At 54.6% G+C, this 18076-nt stretch carries 19 protein-coding genes; 16 read left to right on the top strand and 3 right to left on the bottom strand.

The annotated features are described in order from the left end of the window. Positions 1-90 precede the first annotated feature (90 nt). A complete protein-coding gene (ybfF, locus tag ACCW76_RS19825; RefSeq protein WP_045833513.1) occupies positions 91-855 on the bottom strand; it encodes an esterase in 765 nt (254 codons plus the stop codon). Positions 856-1103: 248 nt separating this feature from the next. Between ybfF and seqA the strand changes: the two genes are divergently transcribed. Both seqA and pgm read left to right on the top strand, forming a co-directional pair. Next, positions 1104-1649, top strand: a complete 546-nt coding sequence (gene seqA / locus ACCW76_RS19820; protein ID WP_038648252.1) for a replication initiation negative regulator SeqA — start codon at positions 1104-1106, stop codon at positions 1647-1649. 25 nt (positions 1650-1674) lie between these two features. Continuing rightward, the gene (pgm, locus tag ACCW76_RS19815) at positions 1675-3315 is read left to right on the top strand and encodes a phosphoglucomutase (alpha-D-glucose-1,6-bisphosphate-dependent) (RefSeq protein WP_038648250.1); all 1641 of its coding nucleotides are present in this window, start codon (positions 1675-1677) and stop codon (positions 3313-3315) included. Between the two features lie 83 nt (positions 3316-3398). Here pgm and kdpE read toward each other — a convergent pair whose 3' ends face one another. Further along, complete coding sequence (gene kdpE / locus ACCW76_RS19810) at positions 3399-4073, bottom strand: two-component system response regulator KdpE (RefSeq protein WP_038648247.1); 675 nt, start codon at positions 4071-4073, stop codon at positions 3399-3401. A 245-nt stretch (positions 4074-4318) separates the two neighbouring features. Between kdpE and ACCW76_RS19805 the strand changes: the two genes are divergently transcribed. The 11 genes from ACCW76_RS19805 to nei all read left to right on the top strand — a co-directional run bounded on the left by ACCW76_RS19805 (position 4319) and on the right by nei (position 13557). Continuing rightward, positions 4319-4519 (top strand): YbfA family protein, encoded by a 201-nt coding sequence (locus ACCW76_RS19805; RefSeq protein ID WP_038648244.1) that lies wholly within the window; start codon positions 4319-4321, stop codon positions 4517-4519. Positions 4520-4671: 152 nt separating this feature from the next. After that, complete coding sequence (locus ACCW76_RS19800; RefSeq protein WP_038648241.1) at positions 4672-5628, top strand: YbgA family protein; 957 nt, start codon at positions 4672-4674, stop codon at positions 5626-5628. Between the two features lie 12 nt (positions 5629-5640). Then, positions 5641-7068, top strand: coding sequence for a deoxyribodipyrimidine photo-lyase (gene phrB, locus ACCW76_RS19795; RefSeq protein ID WP_436339878.1), 1428 nt, complete (start codon positions 5641-5643; stop codon positions 7066-7068). Positions 7069-7090: 22 nt separating this feature from the next. Beyond that, positions 7091-7834 (top strand): type 2 GTP cyclohydrolase I, encoded by a 744-nt coding sequence (locus ACCW76_RS19790; protein WP_045816500.1) that lies wholly within the window; start codon positions 7091-7093, stop codon positions 7832-7834. A gap of 149 nt (positions 7835-7983) precedes the next feature. Further along, positions 7984-8640: a 5-oxoprolinase subunit PxpB gene (gene pxpB / locus ACCW76_RS19785; RefSeq protein WP_045833517.1), complete on the top strand. Its 657-nt coding sequence runs from the start codon at positions 7984-7986 to the stop codon at positions 8638-8640. Continuing rightward, positions 8634-9566: a 5-oxoprolinase subunit PxpC gene (gene pxpC, locus ACCW76_RS19780; RefSeq protein WP_436339876.1), complete on the top strand. Its 933-nt coding sequence runs from the start codon at positions 8634-8636 to the stop codon at positions 9564-9566. The genes pxpB and pxpC overlap by 7 nt, the downstream gene beginning before the upstream one ends. Then, positions 9556-10293, top strand: coding sequence for a 5-oxoprolinase subunit PxpA (gene pxpA, locus ACCW76_RS19775; protein WP_436339875.1), 738 nt, complete (start codon positions 9556-9558; stop codon positions 10291-10293). Before pxpC ends, pxpA begins: the two co-directional genes overlap by 11 nt. A 60-nt stretch (positions 10294-10353) precedes the next feature. Next, positions 10354-11082: a DUF969 domain-containing protein gene (locus ACCW76_RS19770; RefSeq protein WP_038648224.1), complete on the top strand. Its 729-nt coding sequence runs from the start codon at positions 10354-10356 to the stop codon at positions 11080-11082. Next, positions 11082-12098 carry a DUF979 domain-containing protein gene (locus ACCW76_RS19765; protein ID WP_045833520.1) on the top strand — a complete coding sequence of 339 codons (1017 nt, stop codon included), beginning with the start codon at positions 11082-11084 and terminating at the stop codon, positions 12096-12098. Before ACCW76_RS19770 ends, ACCW76_RS19765 begins: the two co-directional genes overlap by 1 nt. 7 nt (positions 12099-12105) lie before the next feature. Next, entirely contained in the window at positions 12106-12753 is a 648-nt protein-coding gene (pcp, locus tag ACCW76_RS19760) for a pyroglutamyl-peptidase I (RefSeq protein WP_038648216.1), read from the top strand. 15 nt (positions 12754-12768) lie between these two features. Continuing rightward, a complete protein-coding gene (gene nei, locus ACCW76_RS19755; protein WP_436339874.1) occupies positions 12769-13557 on the top strand; it encodes an endonuclease VIII in 789 nt (262 codons plus the stop codon). 93 nt (positions 13558-13650) lie between these two features. On the opposite strand, the gene ACCW76_RS19750 is transcribed toward nei, so the two are convergent. Then, positions 13651-14934 (bottom strand): citrate synthase, encoded by a 1284-nt coding sequence (locus tag ACCW76_RS19750; RefSeq protein WP_038648210.1) that lies wholly within the window; start codon positions 14932-14934, stop codon positions 13651-13653. A 632-nt stretch (positions 14935-15566) separates the two neighbouring features. On the opposite strand from ACCW76_RS19750, the gene sdhC reads away from it, so the two are divergent. Genes sdhC through sdhA form a run of 3 tightly spaced genes read left to right on the top strand, consistent with a single transcriptional unit; the run spans position 15567 to position 18064 of the window. Continuing rightward, the gene (gene sdhC / locus ACCW76_RS19745) at positions 15567-15956 is read left to right on the top strand and encodes a succinate dehydrogenase cytochrome b556 subunit (RefSeq protein WP_034829146.1); all 390 of its coding nucleotides are present in this window, start codon (positions 15567-15569) and stop codon (positions 15954-15956) included. Then, positions 15950-16297, top strand: coding sequence for a succinate dehydrogenase membrane anchor subunit (gene sdhD, locus ACCW76_RS19740; protein WP_034829147.1), 348 nt, complete (start codon positions 15950-15952; stop codon positions 16295-16297). The genes sdhC and sdhD overlap by 7 nt, the downstream gene beginning before the upstream one ends. After that, positions 16298-18064: a succinate dehydrogenase flavoprotein subunit gene (gene sdhA, locus ACCW76_RS19735; RefSeq protein ID WP_034829148.1), complete on the top strand. Its 1767-nt coding sequence runs from the start codon at positions 16298-16300 to the stop codon at positions 18062-18064. It begins immediately after the preceding gene. The last annotated feature ends 12 nt before the right edge of the window (positions 18065-18076 follow it).

The raw sequence follows: 18076 nt of genomic DNA, 5'->3' as shown, positions 1-18076 counted from the left end.
AAATCATCCGCGGCAAATTTTTAGCGCGACATCATACTCCAGCACCATCCGCGACGCCAACCCTAAACCGCATACGGCAAGCTTTTGCTTTTACAGGTTAAAAAAGCGACGAACTGCGCGCAAAACCGCATCAGGTTTTTCAGCATGTACCCAATGACCGGCGCCGCTGATCACGTGCGCATGGGCGTGAGGGAACTGACGCAGCAGTGCATCACGATGCTGATTGTCCAGATAAGGGGAATCGCCACCGCGAATAAACAATGCGGGATGAGGCCAGGCCGGAACCTCCTCCCAGCCAGAAATCGTGGTGTAGTTGTCCCACAGCACCGGCACGTTAAAGCGCCATTCGCCCTCCACAAAGGACTTGAGGATAAACTGAATCACTCCCTCTTCAGCGACATGTTGGCGCATTACCTCGGCCGCTTCACTGCGACGGGACACGCCCGCCGCTGTCACGGCGCGGATACCGGCGAAGATTTCATCGTGGCGGCGGGTTTGATAATCCACCGGCGCAATGTCGATCAACACCATTTTCTCAATACGTTCGGGGGCCACGGCACTGAGCGCCATGGCAATTTTACCGCCCATTGAATGGCCTATTACGCCAGCACGTTCAATCTTATGTGCATCCAGCGTCTCCACGATGTCTTGCGCCATGGCGTGATAATCCATCACCTCACTGCGTTCAGACAAACCATGGTTGCGCACGTCCACTTGCAACGTGGGGCGTGCATCCCGGACACCGCGCGCCAGCACGCCAAGGTTATCCAGGCTACCAAAAAGGCCATGAATTAACAGAATTGGAGGGGCTTCAGGGGTAGATTGTTCAGTTTGCAGACGGGCGTTCAAAATCATGGCTAAAGTTCTTACGGTTGTGACCTTGGCTTAGGGTATCATGGATTCACCTGTCCAGGAGCCAGCCGGCCAGGCATTAGGGCATATTCCGACTTTTGCCCTGAAACAACGCCAGCGCTATCGGCTGCCACGGATTTAACTTTATAATCCTTATGTTAGAGCCCGCTCACGTTTTGCACAGCTCGATTTTGCTAAGGCCGTTGCAATAATGCGTGGTTCTGTCATTTGCCAGAATTGTACGGAATAAGATGAAAACGATTGAAGTTGACGAAGAACTCTACCGTTATATTGCCAGCCACACGCAGCACATTGGTGAAAGCGCCTCCGATATTTTGCGCCGCATGCTGAAATTCACCGCGGGCCAGACTGCACCGACTGCACCTGTCGCTGCTGCTTCGGCTTCGGTGAAGGAAGCGCAGCCAGTGCGCAGCGAAGCGCGTCCTCAGGATCGCGTACGCGCTGTGCGTGAACTGCTGCTCTCTGATGAGTATGCCGAGCAGAATAAGGCGGTTAATCGCTTTATGCTGGTACTGTCAACGCTTTATCGTCTTGATCCAGCAGCCTTTGCTGATGCTACTGCCTCGCTGCAGGGCCGCACTCGCGTCTATTTTGCGGGTGACGAGCACACGCTGCTGCAAAATGGCACCCATACTAAGCCGAAGCACGTTCCTGGCACACCGTACTGGGTGATCACTAATACCAATACAGGCCGCAAATGCAGCATGGTGGAACACATCATGTTGGCGATGCAGTTCCCTCAGGAACTGACAGAGAAAGTTCGCGGCACCATTTAAACTGAAGCGTCAGGGAGAAGCGCCAATGGCCAATCACCCCCGTGCCGGGCAGCCTGCCCAGCAGAGCGATTTGATTAACGTTGCACAATTAACCTCGCAGTATTACGTCCTGAAGCCAGATGCGGCGAACCCGGACCATGCGGTGAAATTTGGCACTTCTGGCCACCGCGGCAGCGCGGGACGCCAAAGCTTCAATGAAGTGCACATTCTGGCGATTGCGCAGGCGATCGCGGAAGAACGCAAAAAGAATGGCATCACCGGCCCGTGCTATGTGGGTAAAGATACTCACGCATTGTCTGAGCCGGCCATTCTGTCAGTGCTGGAAGTGCTGGCGGCGAACGGTGTGGATGTGATCGTGCAGCAGGACAATGGCTACACGCCAACGCCGGCGATCTCCAACGCCATTCTGGAACACAACAAGCGCGGTGGCGCGCAGGCGGACGGTATCGTCATCACGCCTTCACACAACCCGCCAGAAGATGGTGGCATCAAGTACAACCCGCCAAACGGCGGTCCGGCTGATACCAACGTTACCAAGGTGGTGGAAGATCGCGCTAACCAGCTGATCAAAGGCGAACTGAAAGACGTGAAACGTCTGCCGCTGGATCAGGCCTGGGCAAGCGGCCATATCGTTGAGCAGGATCTGATTCAGCCGTATGTAGAAGGTCTGGCTGAGGTCATTGACTTCCCGGCAATCCAGAAAGCGGGCCTGAAAATCGGCGTTGATCCATTAGGTGGCTCCGGTATCGCTTACTGGCAGCGTATTGCTGAGCACTATAAGCTGGATCTGACCATCGTTAATGATGCTGTCGATCAGACCTTCCGTTTCATGCATCTGGATAAAGATGGCGTGGTGCGTATGGATTGCTCGTCTGAGTGCGCAATGGCGGGTCTGCTGGCGTATAAAGATAAGTTCGATCTGGCGTTCGGTAACGACCCGGATTACGACCGTCACGGCATCGTCACACCTGCAGGCCTGATGAACCCGAACCACTATTTGGCCGTGGCGATTAATTACCTGTTCCAGCATCGCCCGCAGTGGGGCAAAGATGTTGCAGTGGGTAAAACCCTGGTCTCCAGCGCAATGATTGACCGTGTGGTCAATGATATTGGTCGCAAGTTGGTTGAAGTGCCGGTTGGTTTCAAATGGTTTGTTGATGGCCTGTTTGATGGCAGCTTCGGTTTCGGCGGAGAAGAGAGCGCGGGTGCTTCCTTCCTGCGCTTCGACGGTTCCGCCTGGTCAACCGATAAAGACGGTATCATCCTGTGCCTGCTGGCAGCCGAAATCACTGCGGTGACCGGCAAAAACCCGCAACAGCACTATGACGAACTGGCAGAACGCTTTGGTGCGCCAAGCTATAACCGTCTGCAGGCGCCGGCGACCTCAGCGCAAAAAGCGGCACTGTCTAAGCTGTCACCGGAAATGGTGAGTGCTGACACGCTGGCGGGCGATCCGATTACTGCACGTCTGACCGCAGCACCGGGCAACGGCGCGTCAATCGGTGGTCTGAAAGTGATGACCGAAAACGGCTGGTTTGCTGCGCGTCCATCAGGCACTGAAGACGCTTACAAAATCTACTGTGAAAGCTTCCTTGGCGCTGAGCATCGCCAGCAGATCGAGAAAGAAGCGGTAGAGATTGTTAGCGAAGTGCTGAAAAACGCGTAACTGAACCGTTGAGGCGCGCTGATTAATGTGCGCCTTTTCACGCGATACCTGAAACGACCCACGTGACAACGTGGGTCGTTTTTTTATGGCATAAAGCGGTAGCCAATACCGGTTTCGGTCAGCAAATGGCTGGGTTGGGTCGGATTGCTTTCCAGCTTTTGCCGCAAGTGCCCCATATAAATGCGCAGATAATGGCTGTGCTCCACCGCATTCGGCCCCCATACCTGATTCAACAACTGACGTTGCGTCAGCACCTTCCCGGCGTTGTTCAGCAATAAACTCAGCAGGCGAAACTCGGTAGGTGTCAGGTGAATTTCCTGATCGTTACGTAACACGCGGCGTGCGGCCAGATCGACACTCACTTCACCAAATTTCACCACCGGCTCTGGCTGGCTGCTTTGATGCCGACGTAATGCCACGCGCACGCGGGCCAATAGCTCACCAATACCAAACGGCTTAGTCAGATAGTCATCGGCACCGGCATCCAGCGCATCGATTTTGTCCTGCTCATCACTGCGTGCAGACAGGACGATCACTGGCATACTGCTCCACTGGCGTACTTCGCGGATAAAGTCGTTGCCGTCACCGTCCGGCAGTCCGAGATCGAGGATAACCAAATCCGGCTTTCGCGTGGCCGCTTCAATCAGTCCGCGTTGTAATTGCTCCGCTTCCACAATCTTCAGGCCTTCGCTTTCCAGCGCCAGGCGCACGAAACGGCGAATCTCTTTTTCATCTTCAACAATCAAGATGGTCGTCACGCTGACTCCTGCCACAGGTAAAGTTAACACGGCACTTTATCAAGAATCGGACACCGCGTCCGTCATGATGTTTGTAACCTCGCAATATCTCTATGTTTACAATTATGTAACCTACTTACATGCAGCGCCGAAAAGCACAAAAAAAGACCAAAATTAGTGGTCGGATGAGTAGTAAAATTACACAACCAAGCGTAATATCTGAGGCAGATCACATTTCAACGCAAAATTTACCCCAGGAGGCAATCATGTATCAGGCTTATCCACTTTATAAAATCGTGTTGCGCCGTTTTCTGGCGGTATTGGTCGGCATACTTGCCTTACCTGTCATGCTGTTCCGCCAGGATCGTGCGCGTTTCTACAGCTATCTGCACCGCGTCTGGTGTAAGACCAGCACCAAACCCGTCTGGCTGGCGCAGACCGAAGCAGTAGGCAGCATCCACTGGTAAGTGTTTTCACGATTCATTAAGAACCCGGCAGCTTAAATCAAGCGCCGGGTTTTTTATTCTCAACTTTGTCTGTATTCCCCGCTTACCCGCTGTTATCCCTTGCCGTTTCAGCTACACTTAAACCTCTACAAGAATTTGGAGGTTGTACAAGTATGAGCGAAAAAATTCCTGTCGGTATCAGCGCTTGCCTGCTCGGGGATAAGGTCCGTTTTGACGGTGGCCACAAGCGTTTCGCTTTTGCAACCGAAGAACTGACACCCTTTATCCGCTTTGAACCGGTTTGCCCGGAAATGGCGATTGGCTTGCCTACGCCCCGCCCGGCTCTGCGCCTGGTCAAAGAGTCGGACGAGCAAATTCATCTTTGTTTCAGTAAAGATGGCGGTCAGGAGGTCACGGATGAGATGCAGCGGTGGTCAGCCGAACGGGTGAAATCACTGCATCATCTGTGCGGCTACATTCTCTGTGCAAAATCACCCAGCTGTGGCCTGGAGCGCGTGCGCGTCTATCAACCTGATACCAATGATAATCGCAAAGCCGGCACCGGTGTTTTCACTTCATTCCTGCAGCAGGAAATGCCCTGGCTGCCGCTGGAGGAAGATGGCCGCTTACACGATGACGCCATTCGCGAAAACTTTATGGGGCGCGTGTATGCGTTGCATGAGTTCAATGAGATGTGGCGCAGCGGTTTAACCCGCCACAAGCTGATCGCCTTCCACAGTCGATACAAGTTGCTGCTGCTGTCGCACGCTCAGGATGAGTATCGCGAGATGGGACGTTTTGTGGCGGCAATGGAGCAGTGGGATTCGCTGGATGATTACGCCTTTGAATACCGAATTCGCCTGATGCATTTGATGTCCCATCAGGCTTCGCGCCGTAATCACACCAATGTGCTGATGCATGTACAGGGCTACTTCCGCCCGCAGTTATCGTCACCGCAGCGCCAGGAACTGGCGCAGCTCATCGATCGTTATCGCACTGGCGTCCAGCCGCTGTTGGTTCCTATCACCATGCTGAAACACTACATGGCGGAATATCCGCATCCGTGGCTGGCGCAGCAACGTTACTTTGATCCTTACCCGGAAGCGCTGCGTCTGCGCTACGGACAATAATCCCGGAGCATTATGACCACCCACTTAGTCTGGTTGCGTAACGATCTGCGCATCAATGATAACACTGCGCTGGCTGCTGCCTGCCGCGACAGCCATGCGAGGGTGCTGGCGCTATTTATTTCCACGCCCAAACAGTGGCAGCAACACCATATGGCACCGAGGCAGGCGGCATTTATTCATCAGAATCTGTGTTCGTTGCAAGATTCACTGGCCGAGCGCGGTATTCCGTTGCATTACCATCAGTGCGATGACTTTGCTGCTTCAGTGGATTACCTGAGTGCGTTTTGCGACCAGCATCAGGTGGATGAGTTGTATTACAACTATCAGTATGAAATTAACGAGCGCGAACGTGATGCGGCCGCCGAAAAGCGTCTCGATGCCCAGGGCGTAATTTGTCAGGGCTTTGATGATAGCCTGTTATTGCCTCCTGGCAGCGTGCAGACCGGCAATCACACCATGTTTAAAGTCTTCACACCGTTCAGCCGCGCCTTTGTCCGTCGGCTGCATCAGGGATTACCGGAGTGCCATCATGCACCGAAAGCGCGCCAGGATGCGCCGGTCAGTGCGGGTCAGAAAATCCCAGCATTTGATTATCCACTGGAAGTGTTCGATACATCGCTGTTTCCGGCTGGGGAAGAGGCCGCGTTAAAGCAGTTGCGCCATTTCGGCAAACAATCCGTGCAGCACTATCCCGACGTGCGTGATTTACCGGCATTAGATGGCACCAGCCGCCTCTCGCCCTATTTGGCCATAGGAGTACTGTCTCCGCGCCAGTGCTTACATCGTATATTGAAAGAGCATCCTGATGCGTTGAACGAAGGCAAAGCCTTTACCTGGCTCAATGAACTCATCTGGCGCGAGTTTTATCGCCATCTGATGGTGGCATTTCCGGCGTTGTGTAAGCACCAGCCGTTTGTGGAGTGGACGCATAACGTACAGTGGCAAAAAAACGATGCACATCTCACGGCCTGGCAGCAGGGCAAAACGGGATATCCCATTGTCGATGCGGCAATGCGTCAACTCAACACGCTGGGCTGGATGCACAATCGCCTGCGCATGATTGTTGCCAGCTTTTTGGTAAAAGACCTGCTGATCGACTGGCATGAGGGGGAGCGCTACTTCATGCAACAACTGATTGATGGCGATCTGGCGGCCAACAACGGTGGCTGGCAGTGGGCGGCCTCAACGGGCACCGACGCGGCACCGTACTTTCGCATATTCAATCCTACGACTCAGGGGGAACGCTTTGACGGAAAAGGCGAATTTATCCGCCAGTGGCTACCAGAGTTGAAAGATGTGCCGGAGAGTGACATTCATCAGCCGCAGGTGTGGGCGAAGAAAAACAACAAGAAACTCGATTATCCCGCGCCAATCGTGGAACATAAGGACGCACGTAAAAAGACATTAGACGCCTTTGAGCGCGCGCGCAGCGCGGCCTGAGGCGATCAGGGAGCCGTACTAAATGAATCATGTTGAGTTAGAACATATCGTTAATCAGCAGCTGAACACCAGCGCCTTCAGCGACTATGCGCCCAATGGTTTGCAGGTGGAGGGCCGTGCGGAAGTGAAAACCGTCATTACGGGCGTCACCGCGTGTCAGGCGCTATTAGATGAAGCGGTAAAGCGTAATGCCGATGCTATTCTGGTCCATCACGGCTATTTCTGGAAGAGCGAATCGCCGCTGATTAAAGGAATGAAACGCCAGCGCCTGCGCACGTTGCTGGTCAATGATATCAACCTGTATGGCTGGCACCTGCCGCTCGATGCCCATCCGCAACTCGGCAACAATGCACAGCTGGCAAAATTGTTTGATATTGACGTGAAAGGGGAAATTCAGCCGTTAGTGCCATGGGGCGAGCTGGCTGAACCGTTGAGCGGCGAAGCGCTGGCCGCGAAGATCGCCGAACGTTTAGGCCGTAAACCGTTGCACTGTGGTGATAACGCCCCGGCACTGATCAAACGTGTCGCCTGGTGCAGTGGCGGTGGACAGGGCTTTATTGATAGCGCGGCCGCTTTTGGCGTGGATGCCTTCATCACCGGTGAAGTCTCAGAGCAAACCATTCACAGCGCACGCGAACAAGGCCTGCACTTTTTCGCCGCCGGACATCATGCTACCGAGCGTGCCGGTATCAAGGCGCTGGGCGAATGGCTGGCGCAAAGCTACGGCCTCGACGTGACCTTTATTGATATCGACAATCCTGCCTGATTTCTCCTCTTCGCGTCCTTAACCCACGTTAAGGACGCAAATCTGTTGACACATCTCTGTCACTTTCGCATAACTTATTGACTTTCATTATAAGCAAAGCGATTTGTGGACATTTTTTGTCCGCGTTAATCATGACCGGGAGGTGGGTTTTGCAACGAGCACGTTGTTATCTACTGGGTGAGCGAGCCGTCGTGCTGGAGCTGGAACCGCCCGTTTCACTCGCCAGCCAGCAGCGCATCTGGGGACTGTGCCAACGCCTGCAGCACAATGACCAGGTTCAGGAAGCGATTCCGGGAATGAATAACCTGACGTTGCTACTGCGCGATCCGCAATTGAATGCGCTGGATGCCATTGAGCGTCTACAGCGCTGGTGGGAAGAGAGTGAGGAACAGATTCCTGAATCACGTCGGGTAGAGATTCCGGTGGTGTACGGGGGCGCGGGTGGCCCCGATCTGCAGGTGGTGGCCGAGGGTGCCAGCCTGTCGCCAAAACAGGTCGTCGAACTGCACAGCAGTGTTGATTACGTGGTCTATTTTATCGGCTTCCAGCCGGGTTTTCCCTATCTGGGCGGGTTAGATGAGCGTTTGCACACGCCGCGCCGTGCTGAACCGCGTGTCATCGTGCCCAGCGGCTCGGTAGGCATCGGTGGCAGTCAGACCGGCATTTATCCCCTGGCAGCACCAGGCGGCTGGCAACTGATCGGTCATACCCCGGTCAGCCTTTTCGATCCGTTACAGCATCCGCCGACACTGCTGCGGCCGGGTGACAGCGTGCGCTTTGTGCCGCAACAGGAGGGCGTATGTTAAACATTCTACGCGCCGGATTAATGACCTCGATTCAGGATCAGGGCCGCAACGGCTGGCGGCAATATGGCATCAGCGTCAGCGGAGCGCTGGATCAACCTTCGATGCGTACCGCCAATATGCTGGTGGGCAATCCGGAGGAGAGTGCGGTACTCGAAATTGTGCTTGGCCAGTTCAAAGCCGAATTTAAACGTGACGGTTGGTTTGCACTCACTGGGGCGGGCTGTAATGCCGATCTGGATGGCAAACCGGTGTGGACTGGCTGGCGCTTACCGGTGAAAAAAGGTCAGGTGTTGTCGCTGGCGATGCCGGTGCGCGGTATGCGTAGCTATCTGGCAGTCAATGGTGGTTTCGCCATTGATGAGATGCTCGGCTCGCACAGTACCGATCTCAAAGCTGCTTTTGGTGGTTTCCAGGGCCGTAAGTTGCAGGATGGCGATCAGCTACCGTTGGGCAAACCCTCACGAACGTTCAAGGGCAAAGCGGGCGTACGTCAACTGCTGTGGGGCAACCGTATTCGCGCCTTACCGGGCCCGGAGTATAACGAGTTCACGCGCGAAGCGCAGGAAGGTTTCTGGCGCAGCCCGTGGAAGCTGAGTCCGCAGAGTAATCGTATGGGTTATCGCATGCAGGGCCGTCAACTGCAGCGTAAAGCCACGCGTGATTTGTTGTCGCACGGGTTAGTCCCCGGCGTGGTGCAGGTGCCGCCTAATGGTCAACCGATTGTGCTGATGGCCGATGCGCAAACCACCGGCGGTTATCCGCGTATCGCCTGTGTTATCGAAGCTGACCTGTATCAACTGGCGCAGATTCGACTCGGCGAACCGATTCACTTTATCCATTGCACTCTGGAAGAAGCGCTGCTGGCGAAGCAGCATCAACAGCGCTCCTTTGACCAAATAGCCTGGGGGCTTGCACATGAAGATTGATCTTAATGCTGACCTCGGTGAAGGCAGCGCCAGCGATCAGGAGCTGCTGACGCTGGTGAGTTCAGCCAATATCGCCTGTGGATTGCACGCCGGTGATGCGCAAACCATGCTGCAATCGGTGCGCTGGGCCAAAGCCTCAGGTGTGGCGATCGGCGCCCACCCCAGCTTTCCGGATCGCGAGAACTTTGGTCGCACCGCAATGCAGCTGCCGCCGGAAACGGTGTATGCGCAGATGATCTATCAGATCGGTGCATTAAAGAGCATCGCCGAAAGTGAAGGTGAGCGTTTAGTGCATGTGAAGCCGCACGGCATGCTTTACAACCAGGCGGCAGCGGATGCCACGCTCGCCGACGCCATTGCCCGCGCGGTGAAGGCGGTGGATCCCGCATTGATACTGGTCGGTTTGGCAGGTAGTGCTTCGATCAAAGCGGCTGCGCATTATGGTCTGCGCACGCGAGAAGAGGTGTTTGCCGATCGTGGCTATCAGGCAACAGGTGCGCTGGTGCCGCGTAGCCAGCCGGGGGCGATGATTGAAGTCGCCGAGCAGGCGCTGGCACAAACGCTCACCATGGTGCAGCAGCGTCAGGTGCAGAGTATCAGCGGGGAGTGGGTGAAAGTGAATGCCGAGACCGTCTGCTTGCATGGTGATGGTGCACATGCGCTGCAATTTGCGCGCACGTTGCGTGCTGCGTTTGCTACCCATCAAATTGCTGTCACCAGTGCTTAAAAAATAACAACTCGCCCGGCACGCTGTCGGGCTTTTTATTTTCAGATGAAGGGGAAATAAATGGATAACGTGGTCAATCTCTGGCCGTTACTCGGCATTGCCACCATCGTACTGGGGTTTGTGTTGCGCTTTAACCCGGTGCTGGTAGTGATTGTTGCCGGTTTTGTTACCGGCCTGGCTGCGCATCTGCCGCTGGCCGATATTCTGGAGAAACTCGGTTCCGGCTTCCTGAATACCCGCAACCTGCCGCTGATTTTGCTGCTGCCGCTGGCCGTGATCGGTTTGCTGGAGCGCCACGGTTTGAAGGAACGCGCACAAAGCTGGATCGCGCAGATCAAAACCGCGACGGCGGGCCGTTTACTGATCGTCTATCTGTTCGTGCGTGAAATCACCGCCGCACTGGGTTTAACCAGCCTTGGTGGCCATCCGCAGATGGTGCGTCCTCTGCTGGCTCCGATGGCGGAAGGCGCCACGGAAAACCGCTATGGTGAAGTGCCCGATGAAGTGCGCCATCGCTTGCGCGCCATGTCGGCGGCTACCGATAACGTTGGCCTGTTCTTTGGTGAAGATATCTTTGTCGCCTTTGGTGCGATTATCTTCATGCACAACTTTATGCAGGAGTCGGCAGGCATCAGCACCGAGCCGCTGCATATCGCCTTGTGGGGTATTCCCACCGCACTCTGCGCCTTCCTGATCCATTCGGCGCGACTGGTGCGCCTTGACCGCCAACTGGCGCGTGAATTGGGTGCTATCAATCAGCAGGCGTTGCACGCCAAAGGCGGGAAATAATGTTTCAGCAACAATATCTGATGTGGCTGGCAGGGGTGATCCTGCTGGTGGTCGCCGTTCTCTCCTGGCGCGATGCGGCTAACCCAAGACGCTTTACGACCGGTTTATTCTGGGCGCTGTATGGCCTGATGTTCCTGATTGGTGAGGGTGCCTATCAACTGATGGGGCAGTGGGCGGGCGATGCTGTCGCCGGTAAACGCATGCTGCACATTGGCGTGGGCGTTGCCGTGGTGCTGATGGCGTTGATAGCTGGTTTTGGTGGCGTGCGTCTCGGCAGCTATCATCAGCGCAGCGATCAGCAGAAGCGTGAAAGTGCGCAGCGTTTGCGCAATAAGCTGTTTTTGCCCGCGCTGGCGATTCCGGTGGTCACCGTGATCGGCGTGCTGGCGTTTAACAACATCCCTGGCTTGCAAGATGCCGTGTTTGGCCCGGGTAATCATTCAACGCTGGTGACCCTGTTCTCGATGATGGTCGGCTGCGTGCTGGGCTGGATCATCGCGCTGCAAATCACCCATGAAAAACCGCTGCAGTCGATGCAGGAAACCCGCCGACTGCTGGATGCGGTGGGTTGGGCATTTATTCTGCCGCAAATCCTTGCCACGCTCGGTCTGTTGTTCACCAGCGCGGGCGTCGGCACCGCGATTTCACATCTGACTGAACAGTATCTGGCAGTGGACAATCGTCTGATTGCGGTCGCGGTCTATGCGATTGGCATGGCACTGCTGACCATGGTGATGGGTAATGCGTTTGCTGCCTTCCCGATAGTGACGGCTGGCATTGGGATTCCTATTCTGGTGCTGCAACACGGCGGCAATCCGGCGGTCATGGCGGCAATTGGCATGTTCTCTGGCTATTGCGGCACCTTGATGACGCCGATGGCGGCGAACTTCAACATCGTACCCGCGCGGTTACTGGAGTTGCCGGATCGAAACGGGGTGATCAAGGCTCAGGTGCCAACCGGTGTGCTACTGTTGGTGGTAAACGTATTCCTGCTCTACTTCCTGATGTTCTTGTGAGGTCGCAATGAAAACGGTATTGATGACGGCGTTTGAGCCGTTCGGTGGCGAAACCATTAACCCTTCATGGGAAGCGGTGCGCAGTTTTGACGGTAAAGTGATTGCCGGAGCCCGAATTGTGGTGCGCCAGCTACCCGTGGTGTTTGCCACCTGCGGAAAGGTGCTAACGCAAGCGCTGGATGAGATCCAACCTGACCGCGTATTGTGCGTGGGACAGGCTGGTGGGCGTGTTGATATCACCGTCGAACGTGTGGCGATTAACGTGGATGATGCGCGTATTCCCGACAACGATAATCAGCAGCCCATTGATCAACCGATCGTTGCGGATGGCCCTGCAGCCTATTTCTCTACATTACCGATCAAGGCGATGGTCGCAGCCCTGCGTGAGGTTGGTGTGCCGGCCTCGGTATCCCAAACCGCAGGAACCTTCACCTGTAACAACGTGATGTACAGCCTGCTGCACTGGCTGAAGACCACCAACAGCCAGGCACGCGGTGGCTTTATTCATATCCCCTATATGCCGGAGCAGGCGGTGAATCATCCCGGCGTCGCCAGTATGGCGACGGCCAGCGTGATCCTGGCGCTGGAAACCTCGTTGCAGGTGATGTTGAGCACTGAAAATGACATCCGCGTGGTCGGTGGAGCGACGCATTAATTAACAGGAGAAGTTATGCCTGAAGGACCGGAGATCCGCCGTGCGGCGGATCAACTGGCAGCGGCGATGGAAGGCAAGCCACTCACTGATGTGTGGTTTGCCTTTCCTGAGCTGAAAACCTATGAACCGGCATTAATGGGTGAAACCATTACGGCTTTTGAAACACGTGGCAAAGCGCTGCTAACGCACTTCTCCAATGGCTTAATCCTTTACAGCCATAACCAACTGTATGGGGTATGGCGGGTTGTATCGACCGGTACTGAACCCAACACTTCGCGGCAGTTGCGCGTGCGGCTGTCAAACGCCGAACAGACCATCCTGCTGTACAGCGCATCGGATATCGAACTGCTCAATGCGGATACCCTTGGCGCACACCCTTTTTTACAGCGTGTTGGTCCCGATGTACTGGATGCCGCATTATCGGTGGAAGCGGTGCGAGAGCGGTTACTATCGCCGCGTTTTCGTCGCCGTCAGTTCAGCGGACTGTTACTCGATCAGGCCTTTCTGGCGGGATTGGGTAATTATTTGCGCGTGGAGATTTTATGGCATGCCGGATTGCTGGCGTCGCATCGGGCGCAGGATCTCACTGAGGTACAGCTCAAGGCATTAAGTGAGGCGATGCTGGCGGTGCCCCGTTTGTCGTATCAGATGCGCGGCAGTATGAAGAAATACCATGCCGATGCGGCGTTTCGCTTTGAGGTGTTTCATCGCCAGGGCAAGACATGTCGGCGCTGCGGCACGCTGATTGAGAAGGGTACGCTATCGTCGCGACCATTTTACTGGTGCCCGGGATGTCAGTTTTGACGCGCAAGGGTGTGTGAAACAAAATACGATCAATAAAAAAGCTGCCATCTCAATGAAATGGCAGCCTTTCTTTCACACTCATTTAGCTGTGGATTACTTTTTCAGCGCCGAAGTAAATGGACGCTCGGTGTAACCGGTGTAAAGCTGACGCGGACGCGCAATCTTCATGCCTTCGTCGTGCATCTCTTTCCAGTGTGCAATCCAACCCACGGTACGCGCCATCGCGAAGATCACGGTAAACATAGACGAAGGAATACCCATCGCTTTCAGAATAATGCCAGAGTAGAAATCGACGTTTGGATAGAGTTTACGCTCGATGAAGTACGGGTCGTTCAGCGCAATGTGCTCCAGTTCCATCGCCACTTCCAGCAGGTCATCTTTCATACCCAGCTCATTCAGCACTTCGTGACAGGTTTCACGCATCACGGTGGCGCGCGGGTCATAGTTTTTGTAAACACGGTGACCGAAGCCCATCAGGCGGAACGAATCGTTTTTGTCTTTCGCGCGACGTACGAATTCCGGGATGTGCTCAACGGTGCTGATCTCTTCCAACATACGCAGGGTAGCTTCGTTGGCGCCACCGTGTGCCGGTCCCCACAGCGAAGCGATACCCGCAGCGATACAGGCAAATGGGTTTGCACCAGAAGAACCGGCGGTACGCACGGTTGAGGTAGAGGCGTTCTGCTCATGGTCGGCATGCAGAATCAGAATACGGTCCATGGCGCGTTCCAGCACCGGGTTCACTTTATACTCTTCGCACGGAGTAGCGAACATCATATGCAGGAAGTTGCCTGCGTAGGACAGGTCGTTACGTGGGTAAACGAACGGCTGGCCAATCGAATATTTGTAGCACATCGCTGCCATGGTCGGCATTTTGGACAGCAGGCGGAAGGCAGCGATTTCACGGTGACGTTCAATGTTGACGTCTAAGGAGTCGTGATAGAACGCCGCCAGAGCGCCAGTGACACCACACATGACCGCCATCGGATGCGAATCGCGGCGGAAGCCATGGAACAGTCGGGTGATTTGCTCGTGGATCATGGTGTGGCGGGTAACGGTGGTGCGGAACTCTTCAAACTGGGCTTGGGTCGGGGCTTCGCCATTCAGCAGGATGTAACACACTTCGAGGTAGTTGGAGTGGGTTGCCAGTTCGGAAATCGGGAAGCCGCGATGTAACAGAATGCCTTCATCACCATCAATAAAAGTGATTTTAGATTCGCATGACGCAGTAGAGGTGAAACCGGGATCGAAAGTGAACAGGCCATGATTGCCAAGTGTACGGACATCAACAACGTCTTGTCCCAGCGTACCTTGCATCACATCCAGTTCAACGGAAGCATTATCTTGTAGGGTTAGCGTCACTTTTTTATCTGTCATTTTTCGTCTCCATAGCGCCTTAGTAGGTAAGGATCTTAGACACCAGAATAGCCTTCATGTTGTATAAAACCACAATCTTCACAGTATCACTCTGCGGTAACGTTTGTCGTGCAGGGTTACAGGGAGATGTATTAGGGCCAGTCGGTGGCGTTCGGGCATGACATGCTGAACAGCGCGGATGTTAAAGATCCTGTCACGACATAACTTCTTGGTAACCAATAACCTGATGCTTTGTGTTGCTCGTAAAGGCAATGTTACATAACTTGAGCTTAGGGGAAAGTGTATCCCCATAACTTTTGTGCATCATAGGGCTTTAATGCGTTTGTTTGTAACTGAAATGTTGATCTTTTGTCAAATCAGATAATTAAAAATGTATGAATTGTGAAATTCGTGAGTCGGATCACTGTTCAGCCTAAATGTGACCAAAGAGATTGTAGGGGAATTGTAATCAGAATGTGATCCTCCTATACTGCCGCCAGGTCTCCGGAATACCCTGACACCAGGAGCCACCCAGCGTTTTTTTCGCTTCACTTAACACTGGATGTTGCTTTTTTGGTGGCGGTTGCAGTCTGAACACGCGCTGTGCTCTGATGCGACTCAGGTCCGGAGGAAGCAAAATAAAAAAGAGCTGTGTGGGCAAAACCGTGAAAAAACAAAGACCTGTTAACTTGGATCTCTCGACGATCCGGTTTCCCGTTACTGCAATATCGTCCATTCTCCACCGCGTCTCCGGCGTGATCACCTTTGTCGCTCTCGGAATACTGCTCTGGTTACTGGGTCTCTCTCTCTCTTCTCCTGAAGGCTTCCAGCAAGCGGCATCCATCATGGATAGCTTCTTCGCCAAATTCATTATGTGGGGCATCCTGACTGCGCTGGCGTATCACGTCGTGGGCGGCATTCGTCACATGCTGGCTGATTTTGGCTTTATGGAAGAAACCCTGCAGGTGGGAACCCGTTCCGCGCAGGCGGCTTTTGGTATCACTGTCGTGCTCTCAATTTTGGCTGGAGTCCTCGTATGGTAAGCAATGCTTCTGCATTAGGACGCAACGGTATTCATGACTGGCTGTTACTGCGTGCTGCTGCAATCTTAATGACGCTCTACATCATCTACCTTCTCGGTTTTGTGGTGATGACCGGCACCCTGACGTATGACGCCTGGCACGGCTTCTTCGCCTCTGCCTTCACTAAAGTGTTTACGATACTGACGCTGTTCTCGATTCTGATCCACGGCTGGATTGGCATGTGGCAGGTCCTGACCGACTACGTTAAACCAGTGGCAACCCGCTTGCTGCTGCAGTTTGTGATTGTGGTCGCGCTGTTGTCGTATGCCATTTATGGAATCGTTGTTGTGTGGGGTGTGTAAATGAGTTTGCCAGTCAGAGAATTTGATGCCGTGGTGATCGGCGCGGGTGGCGCGGGAATGCGCGCGGCTCTGCAAATCTCCCAATCGGGCCAGACTTGTGCCCTGTTATCCAAAGTTTTCCCAACCCGTTCTCATACCGTATCGGCGCAGGGCGGTATTACCGTTGCGCTGGGTAACACCCATGAAGATAACTGGGAATGGCACATGTACGATACCGTTAAAGGTTCCGACTATATCGGTGACCAGGACGCGATCGAATACATGTGTCACGTCGGTCCGGAAGCGATTCTGGAACTGGAACACATGGGTCTGCCTTTCTCTCGCCTTGATGACGGCCGCGTGTATCAGCGTCCGTTTGGTGGTCAGTCGAAGAATTTCGGTGGTGAGCAGGCGGCGCGTACCGCTGCGGCAGCCGACCGTACTGGCCACGCACTGCTGCATACCCTGTATCAGCAGAACCTGAAAAACAAAACCACCATCTTCTCAGAATGGTATGCGCTGGATCTGGTGAAAAACGAAGACGGTGCGATTGTCGGCTGTACCGCTATCTGCATGGAAACCGGTGAAACCGTGTATTTCAAAGCGAAAGCGACCATTCTGGCAACGGGCGGTGCAGGCCGTATTTACCAGTCCACCACTAACGCCCATATCAACACCGGTGACGGCGTAGGTATGGCACTGCGTGCCGGTGTGCCGGTGCAGGATATGGAAATGTGGCAGTTCCACCCAACCGGTATCGCTGGTGCGGGTGTGCTGGTTACCGAAGGTTGCCGTGGTGAAGGTGGCTACCTGCTGAACAAACACGGCGAACGTTTCATGGAACGTTATGCGCCAAACGCCAAAGACCTGGCGGGTCGTGACGTGGTCGCGCGCTCCATGATGGTGGAAATTCGTGAAGGCCGTGGTTGCGATGGTCCGTGGGGCCCGCACATCAAGCTGAAACTCGACCATCTGGGCGCAGAAGTTTTGGAATCGCGTCTGCCGGGTATCCTTGAGCTGTCGCGTACCTTTGCGCACGTCGATCCGATTAAAGAACCGATTCCGGTTATCCCAACCTGCCACTACATGATGGGCGGCGTGCCGACCAAAGTGACCGGTCAAGCGCTGCGCGTGAATGAGCAGGGCGAAGACGAAGTGATTCCGGGCCTGTTCGCAGTAGGCGAAATTGCTTGCGTATCAGTACACGGTGCTAACCGTCTCGGTGGTAACTCGCTGCTGGACCTGGTGGTATTTGGCCGTGCGGCGGGTGTGCACCTGCTGGAGTGCCTGGAAGAGCAGGGTGAACTGCGCGAAGCTACGCAGGAAAACATCGATGCCGCCATGGCGCGCTTCAACCGCTGGGAAAACAACACCACGGGTGAAGACCCGGTTGAAATCCGTAAAGCGCTGCAGCGTTGCATGCAGAACAACTTCTCGGTATTCCGCGAAGGTGATGCGATGCGTGAAGGTCTGGAAGAGCTGAAAGTGATTCGTGAACGCCTGAAGTCAGCGCGTCTTGATGACCGTTCGCCAGATTTCAACACCCAGCGTATCGAGTGCCTTGAGCTGGATAACCTGATGGAAACCGCGTACGCCACGGCGGTCGCCGCAAACTTCCGTACCGAAAGCCGTGGCGCACACAGCCGCTTCGACTACCCGGAACGTGATGATGCAAACTGGCTGTGTCACAGCCTCTATGTTCCGCAAACGGAAAGCATGACGCGCCGTGAGGTGAACATGCAACCGAAACTGCGTGCGGCCTTCCCGCCGAAAGCGCGTACCTACTAATTGCGGAGATCA

It is taken from the genome of Pantoea sp. C8B4, assembly GCF_051336905.1.
In the GTDB taxonomy this organism is placed as follows: Bacteria; Pseudomonadota; Gammaproteobacteria; order Enterobacterales; family Enterobacteriaceae; genus Pantoea; species Pantoea rwandensis_B.
The sequence above is the reverse complement of the archived record's forward strand: the minus strand, read 5'-3'. Positions and strand labels throughout refer to the sequence as shown.